20 protein-coding genes and 1 riboswitch are annotated in these 20882 nt (G+C 68.8%); of the genes, 5 read left to right on the plus strand and 15 right to left on the minus strand.

Annotated elements, in window-relative coordinates; all coding sequences use genetic code 11:
- Positions 1 to 42: 42 nt before the first annotated feature.
- The 6 genes from G7007_RS11785 to kdpF are packed head-to-tail and all read right to left on the minus strand — an operon-like array spanning position 43 to position 7808.
- Positions 43 to 744 (minus strand): response regulator, encoded by a 702-nt coding sequence (locus tag G7007_RS11785; protein ID WP_181101957.1) that lies wholly within the window; start codon positions 742 to 744, stop codon positions 43 to 45.
- Positions 741 to 3365, minus strand: coding sequence for a sensor histidine kinase (locus tag G7007_RS11790; protein WP_181101959.1), 2625 nt, complete (start codon positions 3363 to 3365; stop codon positions 741 to 743). Before G7007_RS11790 ends, G7007_RS11785 begins: the two co-directional genes overlap by 4 nt.
- A 12-nt stretch (positions 3366 to 3377) precedes the next feature.
- On the minus strand, positions 3378 to 3941 hold the full coding sequence (gene kdpC, locus G7007_RS11795) for a potassium-transporting ATPase subunit KdpC (RefSeq protein ID WP_181101961.1): 564 nt from the start codon (positions 3939 to 3941) through the stop codon (positions 3378 to 3380).
- A gap of 10 nt (positions 3942 to 3951) precedes the next feature.
- Complete coding sequence (gene kdpB / locus G7007_RS11800) at positions 3952 to 6012, minus strand: potassium-transporting ATPase subunit KdpB (RefSeq protein ID WP_181101963.1); 2061 nt, start codon at positions 6010 to 6012, stop codon at positions 3952 to 3954.
- 8 nt (positions 6013 to 6020) lie between these two features.
- On the minus strand, positions 6021 to 7715 hold the full coding sequence (gene kdpA, locus G7007_RS11805; RefSeq protein ID WP_181101965.1) for a potassium-transporting ATPase subunit KdpA: 1695 nt from the start codon (positions 7713 to 7715) through the stop codon (positions 6021 to 6023).
- A 3-nt stretch (positions 7716 to 7718) separates the two neighbouring features.
- The gene (gene kdpF, locus G7007_RS11810; protein WP_181101967.1) at positions 7719 to 7808 is read right to left on the minus strand and encodes a K(+)-transporting ATPase subunit F; all 90 of its coding nucleotides are present in this window, start codon (positions 7806 to 7808) and stop codon (positions 7719 to 7721) included.
- Positions 7809 to 8042: 234 nt separating this feature from the next.
- Between kdpF and G7007_RS11815 the strand changes: the two genes are divergently transcribed.
- The 5 genes from G7007_RS11815 (at position 8043) to dxs (ending at position 13735) form a co-directional block, all read left to right on the plus strand.
- Complete coding sequence (locus G7007_RS11815; protein ID WP_181101969.1) at positions 8043 to 8939, plus strand: alpha/beta hydrolase; 897 nt, start codon at positions 8043 to 8045, stop codon at positions 8937 to 8939.
- 699 nt (positions 8940 to 9638) lie between these two features.
- A riboswitch (FMN riboswitch) is annotated at positions 9639 to 9780 on the plus strand.
- A 76-nt stretch (positions 9781 to 9856) separates the two neighbouring features.
- Positions 9857 to 10510: a 3,4-dihydroxy-2-butanone-4-phosphate synthase gene (ribB, locus tag G7007_RS11820; protein ID WP_181101971.1), complete on the plus strand. Its 654-nt coding sequence runs from the start codon at positions 9857 to 9859 to the stop codon at positions 10508 to 10510.
- A gap of 78 nt (positions 10511 to 10588) precedes the next feature.
- Positions 10589 to 10831 (plus strand): exodeoxyribonuclease VII small subunit, encoded by a 243-nt coding sequence (locus G7007_RS11825; protein ID WP_060392356.1) that lies wholly within the window; start codon positions 10589 to 10591, stop codon positions 10829 to 10831.
- Positions 10828 to 11715, plus strand: coding sequence for a polyprenyl synthetase family protein (locus G7007_RS11830; RefSeq protein ID WP_181101973.1), 888 nt, complete (start codon positions 10828 to 10830; stop codon positions 11713 to 11715). The genes G7007_RS11825 and G7007_RS11830 overlap by 4 nt, the downstream gene beginning before the upstream one ends.
- Positions 11716 to 11836: 121 nt before the next feature.
- Complete coding sequence (dxs, locus tag G7007_RS11835; protein ID WP_181101975.1) at positions 11837 to 13735, plus strand: 1-deoxy-D-xylulose-5-phosphate synthase; 1899 nt, start codon at positions 11837 to 11839, stop codon at positions 13733 to 13735.
- A 119-nt stretch (positions 13736 to 13854) separates the two neighbouring features.
- On the opposite strand, the gene ribA is transcribed toward dxs, so the two are convergent.
- From ribA to ribD, 9 genes are all read right to left on the minus strand, one after another.
- Positions 13855 to 14472 carry a GTP cyclohydrolase II gene (gene ribA, locus G7007_RS11840; RefSeq protein WP_181101977.1) on the minus strand — a complete coding sequence of 206 codons (618 nt, stop codon included), beginning with the start codon at positions 14470 to 14472 and terminating at the stop codon, positions 13855 to 13857.
- A gap of 155 nt (positions 14473 to 14627) precedes the next feature.
- Positions 14628 to 15368 carry a substrate-binding periplasmic protein gene (locus G7007_RS11845; protein ID WP_181101979.1) on the minus strand — a complete coding sequence of 247 codons (741 nt, stop codon included), beginning with the start codon at positions 15366 to 15368 and terminating at the stop codon, positions 14628 to 14630.
- A gap of 17 nt (positions 15369 to 15385) precedes the next feature.
- The gene (locus G7007_RS11850; RefSeq protein ID WP_181101981.1) at positions 15386 to 15889 is read right to left on the minus strand and encodes a phosphatidylglycerophosphatase A family protein; all 504 of its coding nucleotides are present in this window, start codon (positions 15887 to 15889) and stop codon (positions 15386 to 15388) included.
- Positions 15886 to 16851: a thiamine-phosphate kinase gene (thiL, locus tag G7007_RS11855; RefSeq protein WP_181101983.1), complete on the minus strand. Its 966-nt coding sequence runs from the start codon at positions 16849 to 16851 to the stop codon at positions 15886 to 15888. The genes G7007_RS11850 and thiL overlap by 4 nt, the downstream gene beginning before the upstream one ends.
- Positions 16852 to 16869: 18 nt before the next feature.
- A complete protein-coding gene (gene nusB, locus G7007_RS11860; RefSeq protein ID WP_181101985.1) occupies positions 16870 to 17370 on the minus strand; it encodes a transcription antitermination factor NusB in 501 nt (166 codons plus the stop codon).
- Positions 17367 to 17843 (minus strand): 6,7-dimethyl-8-ribityllumazine synthase, encoded by a 477-nt coding sequence (ribH, locus tag G7007_RS11865; protein WP_060392348.1) that lies wholly within the window; start codon positions 17841 to 17843, stop codon positions 17367 to 17369. The genes nusB and ribH overlap by 4 nt, the downstream gene beginning before the upstream one ends.
- A gap of 91 nt (positions 17844 to 17934) precedes the next feature.
- Positions 17935 to 19026 (minus strand): bifunctional 3,4-dihydroxy-2-butanone-4-phosphate synthase/GTP cyclohydrolase II, encoded by a 1092-nt coding sequence (ribBA, locus tag G7007_RS11870; protein WP_181101987.1) that lies wholly within the window; start codon positions 19024 to 19026, stop codon positions 17935 to 17937.
- A gap of 18 nt (positions 19027 to 19044) precedes the next feature.
- The gene (locus G7007_RS11875; protein WP_060392346.1) at positions 19045 to 19710 is read right to left on the minus strand and encodes a riboflavin synthase; all 666 of its coding nucleotides are present in this window, start codon (positions 19708 to 19710) and stop codon (positions 19045 to 19047) included.
- 40 nt (positions 19711 to 19750) lie between these two features.
- On the minus strand, positions 19751 to 20881 hold the full coding sequence (ribD, locus tag G7007_RS11880; protein WP_181101989.1) for a bifunctional diaminohydroxyphosphoribosylaminopyrimidine deaminase/5-amino-6-(5-phosphoribosylamino)uracil reductase RibD: 1131 nt from the start codon (positions 20879 to 20881) through the stop codon (positions 19751 to 19753).
- Between the last annotated feature and the right edge of the window lies 1 nt (position 20882).

Here is a 20882-nt window from a genome sequence, read left to right on the forward strand (position 1 = left end):
CGCCGAAAGCCGGCCACAAGCCGGCTTTTTAGTGCCCGCCTTTCAGCACGGCGCCTCCCCATCGCCTAACCGATACCCCACCCCCGCCTCGGTGTGCAGGTAGCGCGGCGCCGCCGACGCATCGCCGAGCTTCTGCCGCAGGTGACCGACCACCACGCGCAGGTAGTGGGTATCGTCCTGGTGCGTCGCCCCCCAGATCTCGGCCAGCAGCTGGCGTTGGGTGATCACCCGCCCCGGATGCCGGGCCAGCTGGCAGAGCACCGCATACTCGCGCGGCGTCAGTGCCAGGCGACGCCCATCGAGGGTGACTTCGCGGGCGCTGAAGTCCAGGCGCAGGGCGCCCACCGTGACCACGGCCTGGGTCTGCTGGCGACCACTGGCCTGGCGCAGCAGCCCGCGCACGCGGGCGAGGAACTCCTGGATGCCGAATGGCTTGACCATGTAGTCGTTGGCACCCGCATCCAGGGCCTGGACCTTCTGCGACTCGCTGGCGCGGGCGGAGAGCACCAGCACCGGGGTGGCGCTCCATTCGCGCAGCTCGACCAGCACGTCCTGGCCGTCGCGGTCCGGCAGGCCGAGGTCGAGCACGATCAGGTCCGGCTGCCGGGTGGCGCCCAGGCCCAGGCCCTGGGTGGCCGTCTCGGCTTCCAGCACCGTGTAGCCCTGGCTGGCCAGGCTGATGCGCAGGAACTTGCGGATCTGCGGTTCGTCGTCGATCACCAGAATGGTCGGTGCCAGGGTCATGCGGGGGTCTCTTCGGCCGGCTGAGGGTGAAGCGGCAAGTGTAGCGTGATGCAGGTGCCGTGACCGTCCGGCCCTGCGTCGACACTGACCTGCCCACCATGGGCACCCACCATGCCCTGGCAGATGGCCAGGCCCAGCCCGGTGCCCTGCCCGCCGCGATCGCCACGGCTGGCGGTGTAGAACAGGTCGAAGACCTTGGCCCGTTCTTCGGCCGGAATGCCGGGGCCCTGATCGCTGACCGAGATCGCGAGCCGGTCACCCGCGACGGCGACCGACACCACCACCTGTCCCTGGGGTGGGGAGAAGCGTGCAGCGTTCTCCAGAACGTTGACCAGGGCCTGCTCGATCAGCGCCGGGTGTGCGTAGAGCAGCGGCAGCCCCTCGGGCAGTACGAGCTGCAGGCGTACCGGCGCCAGGACCGCCTGCAGGCGTTGCACCGCGCAGGCCACGATGTCGGCCGGCGCGACCCAGTCACGGGCCAGGCTGAGCGCACCATGGCCCAGGCGGGTCATGTCCAGCAGGTTCTGGATGTAGCGATCGAGCCGCTCGCATTCCAGGCGCGTGCCGTCGAGCAGGGCGTCGCGATCGGCTTGACCCAGGGTTTCGCCGAACAGTTGCAGGCTTTCCAGGCTGCCGCGCATGGCCGTCAGCGGGGTGCGCAGGTCATGGGAGACCGAGGCCAGCAAAGCGCTGCGCAGGGTTTCGGTTTCGCCGAGCAACCGGGCGGCCTCCAGTTCTTCGACCAACGCGGCGCGGGCCAGCGCCTGGCCCAGGGGTTGGCCCAGCGCCATCGCCAGGCGCCGGCGTGCCTCGGGGATCGGCTGGCCTGCCTTCGGCCACAGCCCGATCAGGCCGACGCTGCCGCCCTCGACGCACAAGGGCCACCACCAGGCCTGGCTGGCGGGCAGCGTACTGGTGCCCTGCCCGGCCGCCTGGCCGTGTTTCCAGGCCCATTGCGCGGTGGCGCGGTCCACCTCGGCGCGGCTCGAAGGCAGCTCGATGGCCGCGTGCGGATCCTGCCCATGAACGGTGACATGCACGTCGGTCCAGCCTTCGAAGTGACGTCGCGCCGCCGCCAGAACCGCCTCACGGTCACTGGCGGCGGCCAGGTGACGGGACAGGTCGAGCAGTTCGTCGGTGTGCGCCTGGGTCTCGCGCAGGGCCAGCAATTGCCGCCGTTGGGCGGTGGCCAGGTTGCCGGTCACGGTCGCCATGAACAGGAAGAACAGCAGAGTCAGGACGTCTTCCTGCAGGTCCACCGAGAACGAATACAACGGCGCGATGAACAGGAAGTCGTAGAGCAGGAACGACAGCCCTGCGCTCAGCAGGGCCGGCCCGAGCCCGCCGACCACCGCGACCACCAGGACGCCGGCCAGGAACACCAGGGAGATATTGGGCAGTGCCAGCCAGGTGGACAGGCCCCAGGACAGCGCGGCTGCCAGGGCCGAGACCAGCATCGCCAGGGCCAGGTGCCGGCGCCGGGCGGCTGGGCGCCAGCGCCGCGTCCGCGGCGCTTCCACGGCCTCGCGGTCGAGCACGGCGACTTCCAGCCCCTTGGCCCGGCCCAGCAATCGACCCGGCAGGCCCAGCCCCCAGACGCGACGCCGTGCGGCAGCTACCAGCAGCACCGTGGCCCGGCGCTGGACGGCATGCTGGAGCAAGGCATCGGCCACATCGGTGGCGCGCAAGCGGACCACCTCGCCCCCCAGTCGCTCGGCCAGCCGTTGCGCCGCCATCAGCCGTTGCCGATCCGCATCGTCCAGGCCGCGACCGGTGTCGACGTGCACCAGCGTCCACGGCAGGTGCCGGCGTTCGGCGACCCGGCTGGCGTGACGCACCAGGCGCTCGGCCTGCGCATCGCCCCGGACTGCCACCAGCAGACGCCCCCGCCCTTGCGGCAGCGGCAGCCCCTGCTGGCGGTAGCCCTGGGCGACATCGCCTTCGACGTGGGCCGCGGCGACCTGCATCGCCAGCTCGCGCAGCGCCGCCAGGTGCGTTGGCACGAAGAACGCCTCGATGGCGGCGCGGGCCTGCTCGGGCATGTACACCTTGCCCGCCCGCAGCCGCTCCAGCAGCTCACGAGGCGGCAGGTCGACCAGCACCAGTTCGTGCGCCTCCAGCACCACCCAGTCCGGCACGGTCTCCTGGACGCGCACCCCGGTGATGGCGTGAACCTGGTCATTGAGGCTGTCCAGGTGCTGGACGTTGAGGGTGGTGTGCACGTCGATGCCGGCGGCCAGCAGTTCGCGCACGTCCTGCCAGCGCTTGGCATGGCGACCGCCCGGCGCGTTGCTGTGCGCCAGCTCGTCCACCAGCGCCACCTGGGGCCGCGCCGCCAGCAGCGCGTCGAGGTCCAGGGCCTCGAGGGTGCGGTCACGGTAGGGCCGGCGCACGCGGGGCTGTACCGGCAACCCCACCAGCAAGGCCTCGGTCTCGGCACGGCCATGGGTCTCGACCCAGCCGACCCGCAGCCGAACGCCCTGGCGCTGCAGGTCGTGGGCCGTGCGCAGCAGGGCGCAGGTCTTGCCGACCCCGGCGCTGGCGCCCAGGTACACCTTCAGGCGACCCTGGCCATCGGGCAGGGCTGCAAGCAACGCGTCGGCGCGAGCCGGATCAGTCATCGGGCAGGGTCCTCATCGGGGCATCAGGGGCCAGCGCTGTTGCAGTGCCAGGTTCAAGGCCAGCACGTTGACCACCGGCGGCCCGACCCACGGCGTGCGCACCTGCTGGCGCACCAGGGCGTCCAGCACGGCGGCGTCCAGGCCACGGGCCGCGGCGATGCGCTTAACCTGCCACAACGCAGCGTCCGGCGGAAGGTCCGGGTCCAGGCCGCTGCCGGAGGTGGTCAGCAGGGCCAGCGGCACCGGCCCCTCGCCCTGCCCGCTCAGGCGCCTGGCGTCGTCCTGCAGGCGCTGGCGCAGTGCGGGGTGGGTGGTCGCCAGGTTGCTGGCGGCGCTGGCGACCGTGGCGAAGGCCCCCGCCGAAGGCCGGGGCTGGAACCAGGCATCGCCGGTGAACGCCTGGGCGATCAGGGTCGAGCCGAGTACCTGGCCCTGGGCGTCGCGCACCAGGCTGCCCTGGGCCTGCTCGGGGAAGGCAAGGCGCCCGATGGCACCGACCAGCAGCGGGTAGGCGACCCCGGTCAGCAGGATCAACGCGGCCAGGAGGCTGACGGCGGGACGGAGCACAGTGTTCATGAAGCGTTCCTCAAACCAGGTGAAGGGCAGTCAGCGTCAGGTCGATCAGCTTGATGCCGACGAACGGCACCAGCAGCCCGCCCACGCCGTAGATCAGCAGGTTGCGCCGCAGCAGGCTGTTGGCGCTGGTGGCCCGGACCCGTACGCCGCGCAGCGCCAGCGGGATCAGCGCGACGATGATCAGCGCGTTGAAAACGATGGCCGACAGGATCGCGCTCTGCGGGCTGTGCAGGTGCATGACGTTGAGCACGTCCAGCTGCGGGTAGAGGCTGGCGAACAGGGCCGGCAGGATGGCGAAGTACTTGGCCACGTCGTTGGCCACCGAAAACGTGGTCAGTGCGCCGCGGGTCATCAGCAGTTCCTTGCCGATGCGCACCACGTCCAGCAGCTTGGTCGGGTCGCTGTCCAGATCGACCATGTTGGCGGCCTCGCGCGCGGCCTGGGTGCCTTCGTTCATCGCCACACCGACGTCGGCCTGGGCCAGCGCCGGGGCATCGTTGGCGCCATCGCCGCACATGGCCACCAGCCGTCCCTGGCCCTGCTCCTGGCGGATGCGTTCGAGCTTCTTCTGCGGCGTGGCTTCGGCGATCACATCGTCCACCCCGGCCTGGGCGGCGATGGCGGCCGCGGTCAGCGGGTTGTCGCCGGTCACCATCACCGTGCGGATGCCCAGCTGGCGCAAGGCCTCGAACCGCTCGCGGATGCCCGGCTTGACCACGTCGGTCAGCTCGATGGCGCCGATCAGCCGGTCGTCGCAGGCCAGCAGCAAGGGCGTGCCCCCGGCCTGGGCGATGCGCTCGACCTCGCGCGCCAGGCTCTCGGGCAGGGCCGCCCGGGTGCTGCCCAGGTACGCCAGCAGCGCGTCCACCGCGCCCTTGCGGTAGCGACGGTCGGCCAAGTCCAGTCCGGACAGGCGCGTCTCGGCACTGAACGGTACCGGCGTCGCACCTTGTGGCTGCGGGTGACGCGCCACGCCCAGTTGCTCCACGTAGGTCACCACCGACTTGCCCTCGGCGGTGCCGTCGCCCAGCGAGGCCAGCAGGGCGATGTCGGCCAGTTCGGCCTTGCTAACCGACGGCGCGGCGTACAGGCCAGTGCAGCGGCGATTGCCGAAGGTGATGGTGCCGGTCTTGTCCAGCAGCAGCACGTGCACGTCACCGGCCGCCTCCACGGCGCGTCCGGACTTGGCGATCACGTTGAGCCGCACCAGGCGGTCCATGCCGGCGATGCCGATGGCCGACAACAGGCCGCCGATGGTGGTCGGGATCAGGGTCACCAGCAACGCCACCAGGAACAGCAGCGGCAAGGCGCCCCCGGCGAAGACGGCGAACGGCTGCAAGGTCACCACCACCAGCAGGAAGATCAGCGTCAGCCCGATCAGCAAGATGTCCAGGGCGGTCTCGTTGGGCGTCTTCTGCCGACGGGCCCCTTCGACCAGGGCAATCATGCGGTCAAGGGTGGATTCCCCGGGGTTGGCGGTGATGCGTATCAGCAGCCAGTCGGAAACCAGCCGGGTATTGCCGGTGACCGCGCACCGGTCACCCCCGGACTCGCGAATCACCGGCGCCGACTCCCCGGTGATGGCGGCTTCGTCGACGGCAGCGATGCCGTCGAGCACCTCGCCATCGCCGGGGATCAGCTCACCGGCCTCGACCCGCACCACATCGCCCTGGCGCAGCGTGGTCGCCGAGACCGACTCGAAGGTCCCCTGGGCGGTGCGGCGGCGGGCCTGCAGGTCGACGCCGCCCGCCCGCAGGCTGTCGGCGCGCGCCTTGCCACGGCCCTCGGCCAGGGCTTCGGCGAAATTGGCGAACAACACGGTGAACCACAACCACAGGGCGATCTGGAGGCCCACCGACAAGGGCACCGCGTCGTTGGGCAGCAGGCACAGCAGCGTGGCGAACAGCGCCGTCACCGCGACCACCAGCATCACCGGCGAGCGCCGCAACTGACGAGGGTCGAGCTTGACGACGGCTTGCCACAACGCCGGGCGCCACAACGCCGACAGGTGGGTCCGGGCCACGGGCACGACAGGGGCACCCTGGCGGGCAGGTTCTACGGGCAGGTTCATGGCAGGCCTCATCGCGCGACGCTCAGATGATCGGCCACCGGCCCCAAGGCCAGGGTCGGCAGGAAGGTCAGGCCGCCGACCACCAGCAAGGTGACGGTCAGCAGCACCACGAACAGCGGTCCGTGGGTCGGGAAGGTGTCCTGGCCGGCCGGCGCGGCATGCTTGGCCGCCAGGCTGCCGGCCAGGGCCAGCACCGGCAGGATGTAGCCGAAGCGGCCGATGAGCATCGCCAGCCCCAGCAGCAGGTTGTGCGGCGTGCTGTTGGCGTTGAAGCCGGCGAAGGCCGAGCCGTTGTTGGCCGTGGCCGAGGTGTAGGCGTAGAGCAGCTCGCTGAAGCCGTGCGGCCCGGGGTTGGTCAGGGCCGCGTCGATGCCGGGCAGGCTGGCGGCGAGGGCGCCGAGCACCAGCACGCCGACCGGCATCACCAGCAAGGTCGCCACCAGCAGCTTGACCTCGTGGGCGCCGAGCTTCTTGCCCAGGTACTCGGGCGTGCGGCCGATCATCAGGCCGGCCAGGAACACGGTGATCAGCACGAACAGCAGCATGCCGTAGAGCCCCGCGCCGACGCCGCCGAAGACCACCTCGCCGAGCATCATGTTGACCATCGCCACCAGGCCGGTCAGCGGGTTCAGGCTGTCGTGCATGCCGTTGACCGAACCGTTGGAGGCGGCCGTGGTGACCACCGCCCACAGGCTGGTGGCCAGGCTGCCGAAGCGCGCCTCCTTGCCCTCCAGCGGCGCGGCGGCCTGGATCAGGCGCGGGTCGAGCCCGGCCAGCGGCTGCGCCTCCGCCCACAACGCCACCCCGCCGCCCAGGCACAGCAACAGCAGCATGGTGGCGAAGATCGCCCGGCTCTGGCGCAGGTCCTTGACGTAGTGGCCGAAGGTGAACACCAGGGCCGCCGGGATCAGCAGGATCGCCACCAGCTCGAACAGGTTGCTCCAGGCCGTCGGGTTCTCGAGGGGGTGGGCCGAATTGACCCCGAAGAACCCGCCGCCGTTGGTGCCCAGCTGCTTGATCGCCACCTGGCTCGCGGCGGGCCCCATCGGCAGGTGCTGCAGGGTGCCCTGCACGGTGTGGACCTCGACATAGGGGGCCAGGTTCTGCGGTACGCCCTGCCACAGCAGCAGCACGGCCAGCAGCAGGCTCAGTGGCAGCAACCCGTACAGGGTGGCACGGGTCAGGTCCGCCCAGGCATTGCCGACGGTGCTCGCCGAGCGACGGGCGAGGCCGCGACACAGGGCGACCAGCACGCATAAGCCGGTGGCAGCGCTGACGAAATTCTGCACGCCCAGCCCGAGCGCCTGGCTCAGGTAGCTCAGCGACGCCTCGCCACTGTAGGCCTGCCAGTTGGTGTTGGTGACGAAGCTGACCGCGGTATTGAACGCCAGCGCCGCGTCCAGGCCTGGCAGGCCCTGGGGGTTGAGCGGCAGCCAGCCCTGCAGCATGAGCAGGCCGAACAGCGCCACGAACCCGGCCAGGTTGAACGCCAGCAGGGCGATGGCGTAGCGCTGCCAGCCCTGCTCCTGCTGCGGCTGGACACCGGCCAGGCGGTAGCAGCCGCGCTCGATCGGCGCCAGCAGCGGGTGCAGCCAGGTGCGCTGGCCTTCCATGACCCGGTGGTAGAAACGGCCCAGCCAGGGCGCCGGAAGGATCACCAGCAGCAGGAACAGGCCGATCAGGACGATCTCATGACGGTGCATGGGTCACGTCCGGTCGGCGCGCAGCAGCGCGATCAGCAGGTAGATGAACAGGGCCATGGCGGCCAGCAGGGACAAGACTTCGACGGGGCCCATGGGGTGCTCCTGACAGGGCGAGGGACAGGCCTGCAGTATTCGGGCGAGGGACGTAAAGGATCGATTGCCAAGCGTGGGCGTAGGCGTAAAGTTTTCGTAACGAGGGCCAGAAGAGGCGTCTGCGCCAACGGGTCTTTGCATTTGCAATCCGCTGCGTTTTACGCGAGCGTGCCCGTCGCACAGCCCTGAATGCCACGCTGGCGTTGGCGCTTCTTCACCCCATGAGCGTATTCGATGAGAGCTTCCCTGTTTTCCCTGGCGCTGTCGGTGGCCCTGGCCGCCGTCCTGCCGAGCGCCCTGGCGCAACCGACCCCCGGACAGCCGATGGAGGCTTCAGTGCTGCAGCGCGACGACCTGGCCTACCGCTTCAGCACCCTGACCCTGGACGCCGTCGACGGCCAGCGGCACTACCAGCTGTGGATCGGCATCCCGAAACGCCCGGCACCGGCGGCGGGTTACCCGGCCCTGTGGATGCTCGATGGCAATGCCGCGATCGGGGCGCTGTCGCCCGAGCAACTGGACGGGCTGGCCGCCGGGCAGGCGCCGGTGTTGGTCGCCGTCGGTTATCGCACCGAAGCGCGCATCGACCGCGAAGGCCGGACGCGGGATTACACGCCATCGGTCGAGGGCCTGGCGCAGCAGCGCGATCCGCTCACGGGCCTGCCCAGCGGGGGCGTGGAGGCCTTTCTCGACCTGCTCGCGCAGCGCATGCGCCCTGCGGTGAGCCAGCGCGTGCCACTCGATCCACGGCACCAGACGTTGTGGGGCCACTCCTATGGCGGGCTGGCCGTGCTGCATGCCCTGTTCACGCGGCCTGGCGCCTTCACCGACTACGCGGCGGCCAGCCCTTCGCTGTGGTGGCGTCAGGGGGCAGTGGTGGCAGCGGCGACCGGGCTCGAGCAGCGCCTGGCCGGGCAGCATCCTCGGCTGTTGCTGATGAAAGGCAGCAGCGAGGGTGTGCCACCGGGGCAGGTGTCGATGGCCGATGCCGAAACGGGCGCGAGACGGCTGGAGGCGGCGTTGGCGGAGGCGCCGGGGGTGGCGGTGCAGTCGAAGGTGTTCGAGGGGCTGGGGCATGGGCCGATGTTGCCGGCGTCGCTGGGGTATGTGGTGGAGCAGCTGTCGCGCTGAGGATGGAAGGCGCGGATGACTGTCTCTTGGATCGGCTGCGGCACGGCGTGGCACCGTGCAGGCTGATGCAGCGGCCCTTGCACCGCGATTGGACCCGCAGGGCCATGCCTTTCAACGTCTTTACCTGAAACGATGTGGATCACATTGCTGGTCTGGCAGAGCGGTTCAACCCCCTGCGTGGGAGCAACTGTCTTTTTCTACTTGGTACATGCCTGACCGCATGGGCTGATGTGTGGGCTTACCCGCGACGCAGGCGGCGCCCGACAGGGCCCTATCGCTGGCAAGCCAGCTCCCACCCAGACCTCTGCAGCCGTCGGTGTAGGCATGGCTGCGCAAGCAGCTTGTGGGGGCTTGCCCGCGATGCAGGCGGTGATGGACCGGACGCTATCGCGGGCAAGCCCGCAGGAGGGCTGCGCTTGCCTGTACCATGCCGGTGACTCTATGGATGCAACAATGACCCTATCCTGGTGCTTTTTCCAAAGACGTTGAAAGGCCTGGCCTGCAGGCGCACAAAAGCCGTCGACACGGTAAACCATGGTCAACCGCGCAGAACACCACCTGTCTCTCCGACGTCGAGCCTGCTGGCCAAATGGCGTCAGGCCGCGGGTCTGACCACGCCAGGTTCCCCGCCCTGCGATGCCCTCCCAAGGTCGTACACCTCCCGCCTTGCCATCCGGGTACCTGCCTGGGGTATGCTTGCCCGGTCTTCAGGGCGGGGTGCAATTCCCCACCGGCGGTCAGTCGACAGACGAGCCCGCGAGCGCCTTGGCCATGCCAAGGGTCAGCAGATCTGGTGAGATTCCAGAGCCGACGGTCATAGTCCGGATGAAAGAAGGCGTCAGGCGAAGGTCCCCCTGGGCCTTTGCGCGCGCGTTTTTTGCTCGCCCCGAGACGTTCATCTCAACGAGGAGCGTTTCATGTCCACTTCGCACCACACGCACTACCCCAACGTCACCGCCGCCCTTGCCGCCTTCCGTGCCGGCAAGCCCGTGCTGTTGCTCGACGACGACGATCGCGAGGACGAGGCCGACATCATCGCGGCCGCCGAAAACATTTCGCTGCAGACCATGGCCATGATGATCCGCGACTGCAGCGGCATCGTCTGCCTGTGCCTGGACGAGGCCACCGTCGATGCGCTGGCGCTGGCACCGATGGTCCAGCACAACCAGGCCCGTCATGGCACCGGCTTCACCGTGACCATCGAGGCGGCCGACGGCATCACCACCGGCGTCTCGGCCCAAGACCGCATCACCACCATCCAGGCCGCGCTGGCCTCCAGCGCCAGCGAGCGACACATCGTCAGCCCGGGCCACGTGTTCCCGCTGCGCGCACGCGATGGCGGCGTGCTGACCCGCCGCGGCCACACCGAGGGCTCGGTCGATCTGGCACGCCTGGCCGGCCTGCGTCCGGCGGCGGTACTCTGCGAGCTGATGAACCCCGATGGCAGCATGGCCCGTGGCGAGCAGGTGGCGGCATACGCGCGCCAGCACGACCTGCCGGTGCTGACCATCGAGGAGCTGGCCCGCTATCGCCTGGCCCTGCGCGCGCGACAGGCCGACGCAGTGGCGTAAGGAGTACCTGGGGCGTTTGCTCACCCCGCCCCGCTCTGCTAGTGTCGCGGCGTTCACCACAGCCACGAGACAGCCGCCATGGCCCGTAAAAAAGCGTCCATCGATTTCGAGCAATCCCTCGCCGCGCTGCAAGCGCTGGTAGAACGCCTGGAAAACGGCGAGTTGTCGCTCGAGGATTCGCTGGTCGCCTTCGAACAGGGCATCAGCCTGACCCGTGAATGCCAGGGCGCGCTGTCGCAGGCCGAGCAGAAGGTGCAGATCCTGCTCGAGCGCGACGGCGCGCTGGCGGCCGAGCCGTTCGACGCGGAACCGACGGCATGATCGCCGCCTACCAGGCCAAGTGCCAGGCCCAGGTCGACGCGGCCCTGGAGCCGCTGTTCCAGGCGCCCTCGCCCGAACTCGAGCGGCTCTACGCCGCGATGCGCTACAGCGTCATGAACGGTGGCAAGCGGGTCCGTCCGCTGCTGGCCTATGCCGCCTGCGAAGCGCTGGGCGCCGAAGGTCAGCGCGCCAACGGTGCGGCCTGCGCGGTGGAGCTGATCCACGCCTACTCGCTGGTGCACGACGACCTGCCGGCCATGGACGACGACGACCTGCGCCGTGGCCAGCCGACCACCCACAAAGCTTTCGACGAAGCCTGCGCGATCCTGGCCGGCGACGGCTTGCAGAGCCTGGCCTTCAGTGCGCTGCTCGACCCGCGCCTGAACACCCAGGACGCTGCCACCAGCCTGGCCATGGTCCGCGCCCTGGCCGAGGCCGCAGGTTCGGCCGGCATGGTCGGCGGTCAGGCCATCGACCTGGGCTCGGTGGGCCTGAAACTCGACCAGCAGGCCCTGGAATACATGCACCGGCACAAGACCGGCGCGCTGATCGAGGCCAGCGTCCGTCTCGGCGCCCTGGCCAGCGGTCGGGCCAGCGCGAGCCAGCTGGCGTCGCTGCAGGCCTACGCCCAGGCGATCGGCCTGGCCTTCCAGGTGCAGGACGATATCCTCGACATCGAGAGCGATACGGCGACCCTGGGCAAGCACCAGGGTGCCGACCTGGCCCGTGACAAGCCCACCTACCCGGCGCTGCTGGGCCTGCCGGCGGCCAAGGCCTATGCCGTGGAACTGCGCGACCAGGCCCTGGTCGCACTGGAAGGCTTCGGCGAGTCTGCCGAGCCGCTGCGGGCGCTGGCCTGCTACATCGTCGAGCGCCGTCACTGAGCCACGCGTTCCCTCGCCCCGGCACCGGTTGCCGGCCGGTCCTTGGAGTCGCTGGCAAAATGGGCAGTTGTCCTTCAATGGGGTAAACTGCCGCCACTTCACACCTATAACGATTCGCCTGATGCCCACGACGTTTCAAGAGATTCCCCGCGAACGCCCGGTCACGCCCCTGCTGGACCGCGCCGACACGCCCGTCGGCCTGCGCCGGCTGGCCGAAGCCGACCTGGAGACCCTGGCCGATGAATTGCGCCAGGAGTTGCTCTATTGCGTCGGTGAAACCGGTGGGCATTTTGGCGCCGGCCTGGGCGTGATCGAGCTGACCATCGCCCTGCACTACGTCTTCGACACGCCCGACGATCGGCTGGTGTGGGACGTCGGCCACCAGGCCTACCCGCACAAGATCCTCACCGGGCGGCGCCAGCGCATGCACACCCTGCGGCAGAAGGACGGCGTCGCCGCCTTCCCGCGCCGGGTCGAGAGCGAGTACGACACCTTCGGCGTCGGGCACTCGAGCACCTCGATCAGCGCCGCCCTGGGCATGGCCATCGCCGCCCGCCTGCAGAACGACCCGCGCAAGTCGATCGCGGTGATCGGTGACGGCGCGTTGACCGCCGGCATGGCGTTCGAGGCGCTCAACCACGCCCAGGAAGTGGACGCCGACATGCTGGTGATCCTCAACGACAACGACATGTCGATCTCGCGCAACGTCGGCGGTCTGTCCAACTACCTGGCCAAGATCCTCTCGAGCCGGACCTACACCAGCATGCGCGAGGGCAGCAAGAAAGTGCTCTCGCGGCTGCCGGGTGCCTGGGAAATCGCCCGGCGCACCGAGGAGTACGCCAAGGGCATGCTGGTGCCCGGCACGCTGTTCGAGGAGCTGGGCTGGAACTACATCGGCCCGATCGACGGCCATGACCTGCCGACCCTGATCGCCACCCTGCGCAACATGCGCGACCTCAAGGGCCCGCAGTTCCTGCACGTGGTCACCAAGAAGGGCAAGGGCTTCGCGCCTGCCGAGGTCGACCCGATCGGCTACCACGCCATCACCAAGCTGGAACCGGCCAACGCGCCGCCCGTCGCGCCGCGCAAGGCGACCGGGCCGAAGTATTCGGCGGTGTTCGGCCAGTGGCTGTGCGACATGGCCGCCGCCGATACGCGCCTGGTCGGCATTACCCCGGCCATGAAGGAAGGTTCCGACCTGGTGGCATTCAGCGAGCGCTACCCCGAGCGCTACTTCGACGTGGCGATCGCCGAGCAGCACGCCGTCACCTTGGCGGCCGGCATGGCCTGCGAGGGTGCCAAGCCGGTGGTGGCGATCTACTCCACCTTCCTGCAGCGTGGCTACGACCAGCTGATCCACGACGTGGCCGTGCAGAACCTCGACGTGCTGTTCGCCATCGACCGTGCCGGCCTGGTGGGTGAAGACGGCCCGACCCATGCCGGCAGCTTCGACCTGTCCTTCCTGCGTTGCATCCCCGGCATGCTGATCATGGCGCCGAGCGACGAAGGCGAGCTGCGCAAGATGCTCAGCACCGGTTACCTCTACGAAGGCCCGGCGGCGGTGCGCTACCCCCGCGGCAACGGCCCGAATGCCTTGATCGGCGGCGACCTGGACCCGCTGGAGATCGGCAAGGGCGTCGTTCGCCGCCAGGGCAAGGACGTCGCGCTGCTGGTGTTCGGCGTGCAACTGGCCGAGGCGTTGAAAGTGGCCGAGACGCTGGACGCCACCGTGGTCGACATGCGCTTCGTCAAACCCCTGGACGAGGCTCTGATCCGCGAACTGGCCGGCAGCCATGCGCTGCTGGTGACGGTCGAGGAAAACGCCATCATGGGCGGTGCGGGCGCGGCGGTCGGCGAGTTCCTGGCCCGTGAGGCGCTGGTCAAGCCCTTGCTGCACCTGGGGCTGCCGGACCTCTACGTCGAGCACGCCAAGCCGGCGCAGATGCTGGCCGAATGCGGCCTGGACGCTCCCGGCATCGAAGCGGCCGTGCGCGCGCGGATGGCCTTGCTCGGCCTCTGAAGCCGGCCCCGCTCGGGGCCGAGCGCTGACAGGGACGCCTGCACCGCGGGCGTCTCTCCTGCCTGATCGTCTGTCGACGGGGTCATTGCCAGCGGGCGCAGCCGCCCGGGCCGGACGCCTTACGTCGGCGGCACTTCACCCTGATGTTCGTTGCCCATCATGTGCCCGAGCTTGCCGGCCTTGGTCGCCAGGTAATGGCTGTTGTGCGGGTTGTGCCCAGTGTGCAGCGGGACCCGCTCGGCCACCGCGATGCCCATGCCGCCCAGGGCCTTGACCTTGCGCGGGTTGTTGGTCATCAGGCGCAGTGAGGTCACGCCCAGGTGCTCGAGCATCGGCAGGCACATGGCGTAATCACGCTGATCGGCGGCGAAGCCCAGGCGCTCGTTGGCTTCGACGGTGTCGGCGCCCCCGTCCTGCAGTTCGTAGGCCCGGATCTTGTTGAGCAGGCCGATGCCTCGCCCTTCCTGACGCAGGTACAGCAACACGCCACGACCCTCACGGGCGATGGCCTGCAGGGCCGCCTCGAGCTGCGAGCCACAGTCGCAGCGCTGACTGAACAAGGCATCGCCGGTCAGGCACTCGGAATGCAGCCGCCCCAGCACGGGCTTGCCATCGGCCACATCACCCAAGCTGAGCACCACGTGTTCGCGGCCCGTGGCCTCATCGAGAAAGCCGTGCATGGTGAAGGTCGCGAAAGGCGTGGGGAGTTTGGAGGCGGCGACGAAAACGACGGGCACGTTGTGCTCCTGATTGGTAACTTGGAATTTCACGTGAGGGCGATTGTATCAGCAGGGCGCACGGTGTGCGCGAGCAGGATTCTGAGGTGATGCATCGAACCGTTCGATCGATGGCATGCCCGGGCCGTACGGCTGGCGGCGGGCATCGATGGGGCTCATTGCGGACGACTCTGCGGCGTGAACGGATAGGGCTGCTTCCAGCGCTCGAAGATCGGCCGAAGCTCGCCACTGCGCACCAGTGTTTCCATACGCTGATCGAACAGGTCGCGCAGGGCCTGACTGTCCGGGCCGTCACCGAACGCCAGGTACAGCGGCAGCTCGGTCAGGTGGCTACGGCGGAACAGCCGCTTATCCTGCGCCTGCTCCAGCACATAGTCGACCTCGGTGAGCGAATCGATGTAGAAGTCCACCCGGTCATGCTCGAGCATGGGCAGGATGCCCTCGCGTCGCTGGATCTCGCGGAACTGTTCGATGTTGGGCAGGTACTGCTTGAAATCGTAGCTGCGTACCCAGGCCAGGCGGTATTGGCCGATGGTCTGTACGCTAGGCATGGGCCGGTTGGCCAGGCCCAGCACGTAGATATGGTCCATGTCGAAGTGCCAGCGCGGGTAGAGATAGTCCTTCTCGCCCTGGTAGGCCCCGACCCAGGCATCGGCCTGGCCACGCCTGACCAGCCCGACCGCACGGCTGTAAGGCGCGCTCTGGGCCTCGACCTTGACCCCGACCGGCTCGTACACCTTGCGCAGCACGTCCCAGGCCAGGCCGGTACCGTCAGCATTGGTGTAGTCGATCCAGGCTTCGCTGACCAGACGGATCTGCTCGGGAAGCGCGGCGGCCATGACCTGCGGGCTGCCGGTCACGAGCGCCAGGCACAACAGCAGGTACTTCATGACCATCGCGCCACCTCCGTGTCTCAGGTCAGCCACCACACCAGGCCCTGCATGGCCAGCCAAGCGAACACCCCCGCCAGCACATCGTCGAGCATGATCCCCACACCGCCGTGCACGTGCCGGTCGATCCAGCGAATCGGCCAGGGTTTGAGGATGTCGAAGAAGCGGAACATCAGGAAGCCCGCCACCAGCCACAACCAGCCTTCGGGCACCAGCCAGAGGGTGATCCACATGCCGACCATTTCATCCCAGACGATGCCTTCGTGGTCATGCACACGCAGATCGGTGGCGACCTTGCCGCACAGCCAGAAGCCGAACAGCATGGTGAGGCCCAGCAGCAGCCAGTAGCCCCAGTCCGGCAACATCTGCCACAGCGGCACGAAGGGCAGCGCCACCAGCGAGCCCCACGTCCCCGGCGCCTTGGGCAAGGTCCCGGAGCCGAACCCGAAGGCGATGAAGTGCCAGGGGTTGCGCCACACCGAGGGCGGTACGAATTCGGCGGGCACTTGGTTCGGATGGTCGGTCACGGGGTCCCCCTGAAATGTTGATAGCCCCGCTGCGTCGGGGTGATGTCGTGGCCCTGCGCATCCAGCAGGCGTACCCCCTGACCGGCCACGGCATGGCCGATGACCTGCACGGGCAGCCCGGTCTTCTCCAGACAGGATAGTCGCGCAGGCGGCAGGGTGAAGAGCAGGACGTAGTCGTCGCCGCCGGTCAGGGCCGCCTGGTGTGCGGCCTCCTGCCCGAGCAGGGCCTTCAGCGCATCGGACAGCGGTAGCCGTTCAAGGTTGATTTCCAGGCACAGCCCGGACGCCTTGGCGATGTGGCCGGCGTCGGCGAGCAGGCCATCGGAAATGTCCAGGGCCGCGCTGGCCTGGCCGCGCAGCGCCTGGCCCAGGGCGAACTGTGGCGAGGGCGCCCAGTAGTGCGCCAGCAGCGGCGCGGCCACCGCGGGCTGCGCCTGGCGCTCGCCCAGGACCAGCGGCAAGGCACCGGCCGCGTTGCCCAGGTCGCCGCCCACGCAGAGCAGGTCACCGATCTGAGCGCCGCGGCGGGTAAGTGCCTGGCCCCGTGGCACGTGGCCGAACACCGTCAACGTCAGGCTCAGCGGGCCACGCGTGGTATCGCCGCCCACCAGGCTGAGCCCGCACTGCCCGGCCATCTGGTCGAGGCCGGCGGCATAGCGGGCCAACCAGTCGACGTCGACCGCCGGTACGGTCAGCGCCAGGGTGAAGCCCAACGGGGTCGCGCCCATCGCCGCCAGATCACTCGCCGCCACGGCCAACGAACGCTGACCGAGGGCATGCGGATCACAGCCTGTGGGAAAGTGAACGCCGGCCACCAGGGTGTCGGTGGACACCGCCAGGCAGGCGCCTGCCGGGACATCGAGCAAGGCGCAATCGTCGCCGATGCCCAAGACCACGCCCTCCCCGCCCCGTGCGCAACGCGCAGCGGCGAAGAAGCGTGCGATCAGCTCGAACTCACCCATGGGCGATTGGCGCCACGGTCAGCGCCGTGCCGCCTTGACTTCGGCTTCGCGCAAGGTCGGAGCCAGCTTGTCCAGCACGCCGTTGACGAACTTGTGGCCGTCGGTGGCGCCGAAGACCTTGGCCAGCTCCACACCTTCGTTGATGACCACGCGGTAAGGCACGTCGACGCGCTTGATCAGTTCCCAGGTGGACAGGCGCAGCACGGCCAGTTCGACGGGGTCCAGCTCGTCCAGCGTCAGGTTCAGGCAGGGCGCCAGGGCGCTGTCGATCTCGCTCTTGATCGCCGGCACGCCGTGCAGAATCTCGCGGAAGTAGGCGCCGTCGATGTCGGTGAAGTCGTTGTCGACGCGGAACTGCGCTTCGATCTCGTTCAGCGAATGCTTGGCCATGTGCCACTGGTACAGGGCCTGGGTCGCGAGCTTGCGCGCCTCGCGGCGCTTGAGGCTCTTGGACGGCTTGCCGGCGTCGGCCGGCTTGGGCTCGCGCGGGTTGAAACGATCGCTGTCGTCGCTAATCACTTGGCCTCCAACTGCGCCAGCAGGCTGACCATTTCCAGGGCCGACAGGGCGGCTTCGGCGCCTTTGTTGCCCGCCTTGGTGCCGGAACGCTCGATGGCCTGCTCGATGGAGTCGACGGTCAGCACGCCGAAGGCGACCGGTACGCCGAATTCCATGGAGACCTGGGCCAGGCCCTTGGTGCATTCGCCGGCCACGTATTCGAAGTGCGGAGTACCACCGCGAATGACCGCGCCCAGGGCGATGATTGCGTCGTACTCGCCTTTCTGGGCGATCTTCTGGGCGACCAGCGGGATCTCGAAGGCGCCTGGGGCACGGATGAGGGTGATTTCGCTTTCGGCGACACCATGGCGAACCAGGGCGTCGACGGCGCCGCTGACCAGGCTTTCGACGACGAAGCTGTTGAAACGGCCAACCACCAAGGCATAGCGACCTTTGGGGGCGATGAAGGTACCTTCGATGGTCTTCAGGGTCATTCGGGTGTTCTCATCTTAAAGAGCGAGGCCGCCAACGAGCGGCCTGCGAAAGGGTTTTGCCACGAGCGGCGAGGCGATCGCAGCGCTCGCCTCACTCGGAGGGCACGTATTCTACAACTTCCAGATCGAATCCGGATATCGCATTGAACTTCATCGGCGAGCTCATCAGGCGCATCTTGCGCACACCGAGGTCACGCAGGATCTGCGAACCGGCACCGACGGTGCTGTAGGTGGTCGGCGTCTTGGGCTGCGCTTCGCCTGCGGCTTCGCGGATGTGCGCCAGCAGCAGGTCGCCGTCCAGCGGATGACCGAGCAGCAGCACCACACCGCTGCCGGCCTCGGCCACGGCAGCCATGGCGGCGCGCAGGCTCCAGCGGCCAGGGCTCTTGACCAGCATCAGGTCGCGCAGCGGGTCCATGTTGTGCACGCGCACCAGGGTCGGTTCCTCGGCGCGGATCTCGCCCAGGGTCAAGGCCATGTGCACGTCACCTTCGACCGAGTCACGGTAGGTGACCAGGTTGAACTGCCCCAGCTCGGTGTCCATCACCTGCTCGGTGACCCGCTGGACGGTACGTTCGTGGATCATGCGGTAGTGGATCAGGTCGGCGATGGTGCCGATGCGGATGCCATGCTGGGCGGCGAACGCTTCCAGCTCCGGGCGACGCGACATGGTGCCGTCGTCGTTCATCACTTCGCAGATCACGCCACTGGCCTCGAACCCGGCCATGCGCGCCAGGTCACAAGCCGCTTCGGTGTGGCCGGCACGCGCCAGCACGCCGCCGGGCTGGGCCATCAGCGGAAAGATGTGCCCCGGGCTGACGATGTCCTCGGCCTTGGCGTCGCGCGCGGCCGCAGCCTGCACGGTGCGGGCGCGGTCGGCGGCCGAAATGCCGGTGGTGACGCCTTCGGCGGCCTCGATCGACACGGTGAACTTGGTGCCGAAGCCCGAACCGTTGCGCGGTGCCATCAGCGGCAGCTTGAGCGTTTCGCAGCGCTCGCGGGTCATCGGCATGCAGATCAGGCCACGGGCGTGCTTGGCCATGAAGTTGATGTGCTCGGCCTGGCAGCACTCGGCGGCCATGATGATGTCGCCTTCGTTCTCGCGGTCTTCGTCATCCATCAAGATGACCATCTTGCCTTGGCGGATGTCTTCCACCAGCTCTTCGATACTGTCGAGCGCCACGCGGCACCCCCTTCTCAATCAGGATTTCAGGTAGCCGTTGGCGGCCAGGAAGCTTTCGGTGATGCCACTGCCCTTGCTCGACTCGGCGGCCTTGTCGCCCAGCAGCAGGCGCTCCAGGTAACGGGCCAGCAGGTCGACCTCAAGGTTCACCCGACGCCCTGGGCGGTAGTCGGCCATGATGGTTTCGGACAGGGTATGCGGGACGATGGTCAGCTCGAATTCGGCGCCATCGACCTCGTTGACCGTCAGGCTGGTGCCGTCGACGGTGATCGAGCCCTTGTGGGCGATGTACTTGGCCAGCTCCTTGGGTGCACGCACGCGGAACTGGATGGCGCGGGCGTTATCGCTGCGCGAGATGATTTCGCCGACACCATCGACGTGGCCGCTGACCAGGTGACCGCCCAGGCGGGTGGTCGGCGTCAGGGCTTTCTCGAGGTTGACGCGGCTGCCGTTCTTCAGCTCGGTGAAGGCGGTGCGGGCCAGTGTCTCGCGACTGACGTCGGCGCAGAAGCCGTCGCCCGGCAGTTCCACGGCGGTCAGGCAGACGCCATTGACGGCGATGCTGTCGCCCAGCTTGACGTCGCCCAGGTCGAGCTTGCCGGTCTGGACGTGAACACGGTAGTCGCCACCCTGTGGAGACAGGCTGCGGATACTGCCGATCGATTCGATGATGCCTGTGAACATGAGTCCTCCTCGGGGCAAGGCGTGTACGGCGTGCCGGCGATTATACGCCGACGGCCGCCTGGGGGATGGCCGTGATGCGCCAGTCATCGCCGACGGCGCGCACGTCGGTGATGGTCAGGCGAGGCGCCTGGTCCATGCGCGACAAGGGCCAGTCGAGCAAGGGCCGGGCGGCGGAACCCAGGAAGGTGCCGGCGACGAACAGCTGGTATTCGTCGATCGCACCTTGCTGGGCGAAGGCGCCGATCAGGCCGGCACCGGCTTCGAGCAGCACCTCGTGCAGCCCGCGCGCAGCCAGCACGCGCAGCAGCGCCGGCAGGTCGACGTGGCCCGCCTCGCCGGGCAGGCTCAGCAGTTCATGGCCGGCCTCGGCGTAGGCCGGGTCGAGCGGCTGCGCGGTCACCACCAGCGCCGGACCGGCCTGGTAGAACGGCGCGTCCAGCGGCAGACGCAGGCGTCCATCGATCAGCACCCGCACCGGCGGCCGCGACAGGGCCAGGGCGGTGCAGTCAGGGTCCAGGCCCAGCTCGGTGCCGCGTACGGTCATTCGTGCACCGTCCATCAGCACACTGGCAGCGCTGGTCAGCACGGCACTGGAGCGGGCGCGCAGACGTTGCACGGCGCTGCGCGCGGCAGGCCCGGTGATCCACTGGCTCTCGCCGCTGGCCATGGCGGTACGGCCATCCAGGCTCATGGCCAGCTTGGCGCGCACGAACGGCAGGCCCTGCTCCATGCGCTTGAGAAAGCCGGGGTTGAGCGCCCGCGCCTGCGTCTCGAGCACGCCGCTGTGCACCTCGATGCCGGCCTCGGCCAGGCGCTGCAGGCCCTGCCCGGCGACTTGGGGATTGGGGTCACGCATGGCCGCCACCACGCGGGCCACGCCGGCCTCGATCAGCGCGTTGGCACACGGGGGGGTGCGACCCTGGTGGCTGCACGGCTCAAGGGTGACGTAGGCGCAGGCACCTTGCGCACGGGCGCCTGCCTGGCGCAGCGCATGGACCTCGGCATGGGGTTCGCCGGCACGCACGTGCCAGCCCTCGCCCACCACCTCGCCGTCACGCACGATCACGCAGCCGACCCGGGGGTTGGGATGCGTGCTGTAGAGCCCCTTGCGCGCCAGTTCGAGGGCGCGGGCCATGTAATGGGCGTCGAGGATCGCGGTCTGGCTGGACATG

Origin of the sequence: Pseudomonas entomophila, from assembly GCF_013523125.1 — a bacterium.
Classification (GTDB): Bacteria; Pseudomonadota; Gammaproteobacteria; order Pseudomonadales; family Pseudomonadaceae; genus Aquipseudomonas; species Aquipseudomonas entomophila_B.

Coding starts and splice junctions, on each gene's coding strand:
- G7007_RS11785 (WP_181101957.1), bottom strand. CDS start 744: ATGACCCTGGCACCGACCATTCTGGTGATCGACGACGAACCGCAGATC.
- G7007_RS11845 (WP_181101979.1), bottom strand. CDS start 15,368: ATGGTCATGAAGTACCTGCTGTTGTGCCTGGCGCTCGTGACCGGCAGC.
- kdpC (WP_181101961.1), bottom strand. CDS start 3,941: ATGAACACTGTGCTCCGTCCCGCCGTCAGCCTCCTGGCCGCGTTGATC.
- G7007_RS11875 (WP_060392346.1), bottom strand. CDS start 19,710: ATGTTCACAGGCATCATCGAATCGATCGGCAGTATCCGCAGCCTGTCT.
- G7007_RS11815 (WP_181101969.1), top strand. CDS start 8,043: ATGAGAGCTTCCCTGTTTTCCCTGGCGCTGTCGGTGGCCCTGGCCGCC.
- G7007_RS11830 (WP_181101973.1), top strand. CDS start 10,828: ATGATCGCCGCCTACCAGGCCAAGTGCCAGGCCCAGGTCGACGCGGCC.
- kdpF (WP_181101967.1), bottom strand. CDS start 7,808: ATGGGCCCCGTCGAAGTCTTGTCCCTGCTGGCCGCCATGGCCCTGTTC.
- ribD (WP_181101989.1), bottom strand. CDS start 20,881: ATGTCCAGCCAGACCGCGATCCTCGACGCCCATTACATGGCCCGCGCC.
- dxs (WP_181101975.1), top strand. CDS start 11,837: ATGCCCACGACGTTTCAAGAGATTCCCCGCGAACGCCCGGTCACGCCC.
- thiL (WP_181101983.1), bottom strand. CDS start 16,851: ATGGGTGAGTTCGAGCTGATCGCACGCTTCTTCGCCGCTGCGCGTTGC.
- kdpA (WP_181101965.1), bottom strand. CDS start 7,715: ATGCACCGTCATGAGATCGTCCTGATCGGCCTGTTCCTGCTGCTGGTG.
- G7007_RS11825 (WP_060392356.1), top strand. CDS start 10,589: ATGGCCCGTAAAAAAGCGTCCATCGATTTCGAGCAATCCCTCGCCGCG.
- G7007_RS11790 (WP_181101959.1), bottom strand. CDS start 3,365: ATGACTGATCCGGCTCGCGCCGACGCGTTGCTTGCAGCCCTGCCCGAT.
- kdpB (WP_181101963.1), bottom strand. CDS start 6,012: ATGAACCTGCCCGTAGAACCTGCCCGCCAGGGTGCCCCTGTCGTGCCC.
- ribB (WP_181101971.1), top strand. CDS start 9,857: ATGTCCACTTCGCACCACACGCACTACCCCAACGTCACCGCCGCCCTT.
- ribH (WP_060392348.1), bottom strand. CDS start 17,843: ATGACCCTGAAGACCATCGAAGGTACCTTCATCGCCCCCAAAGGTCGC.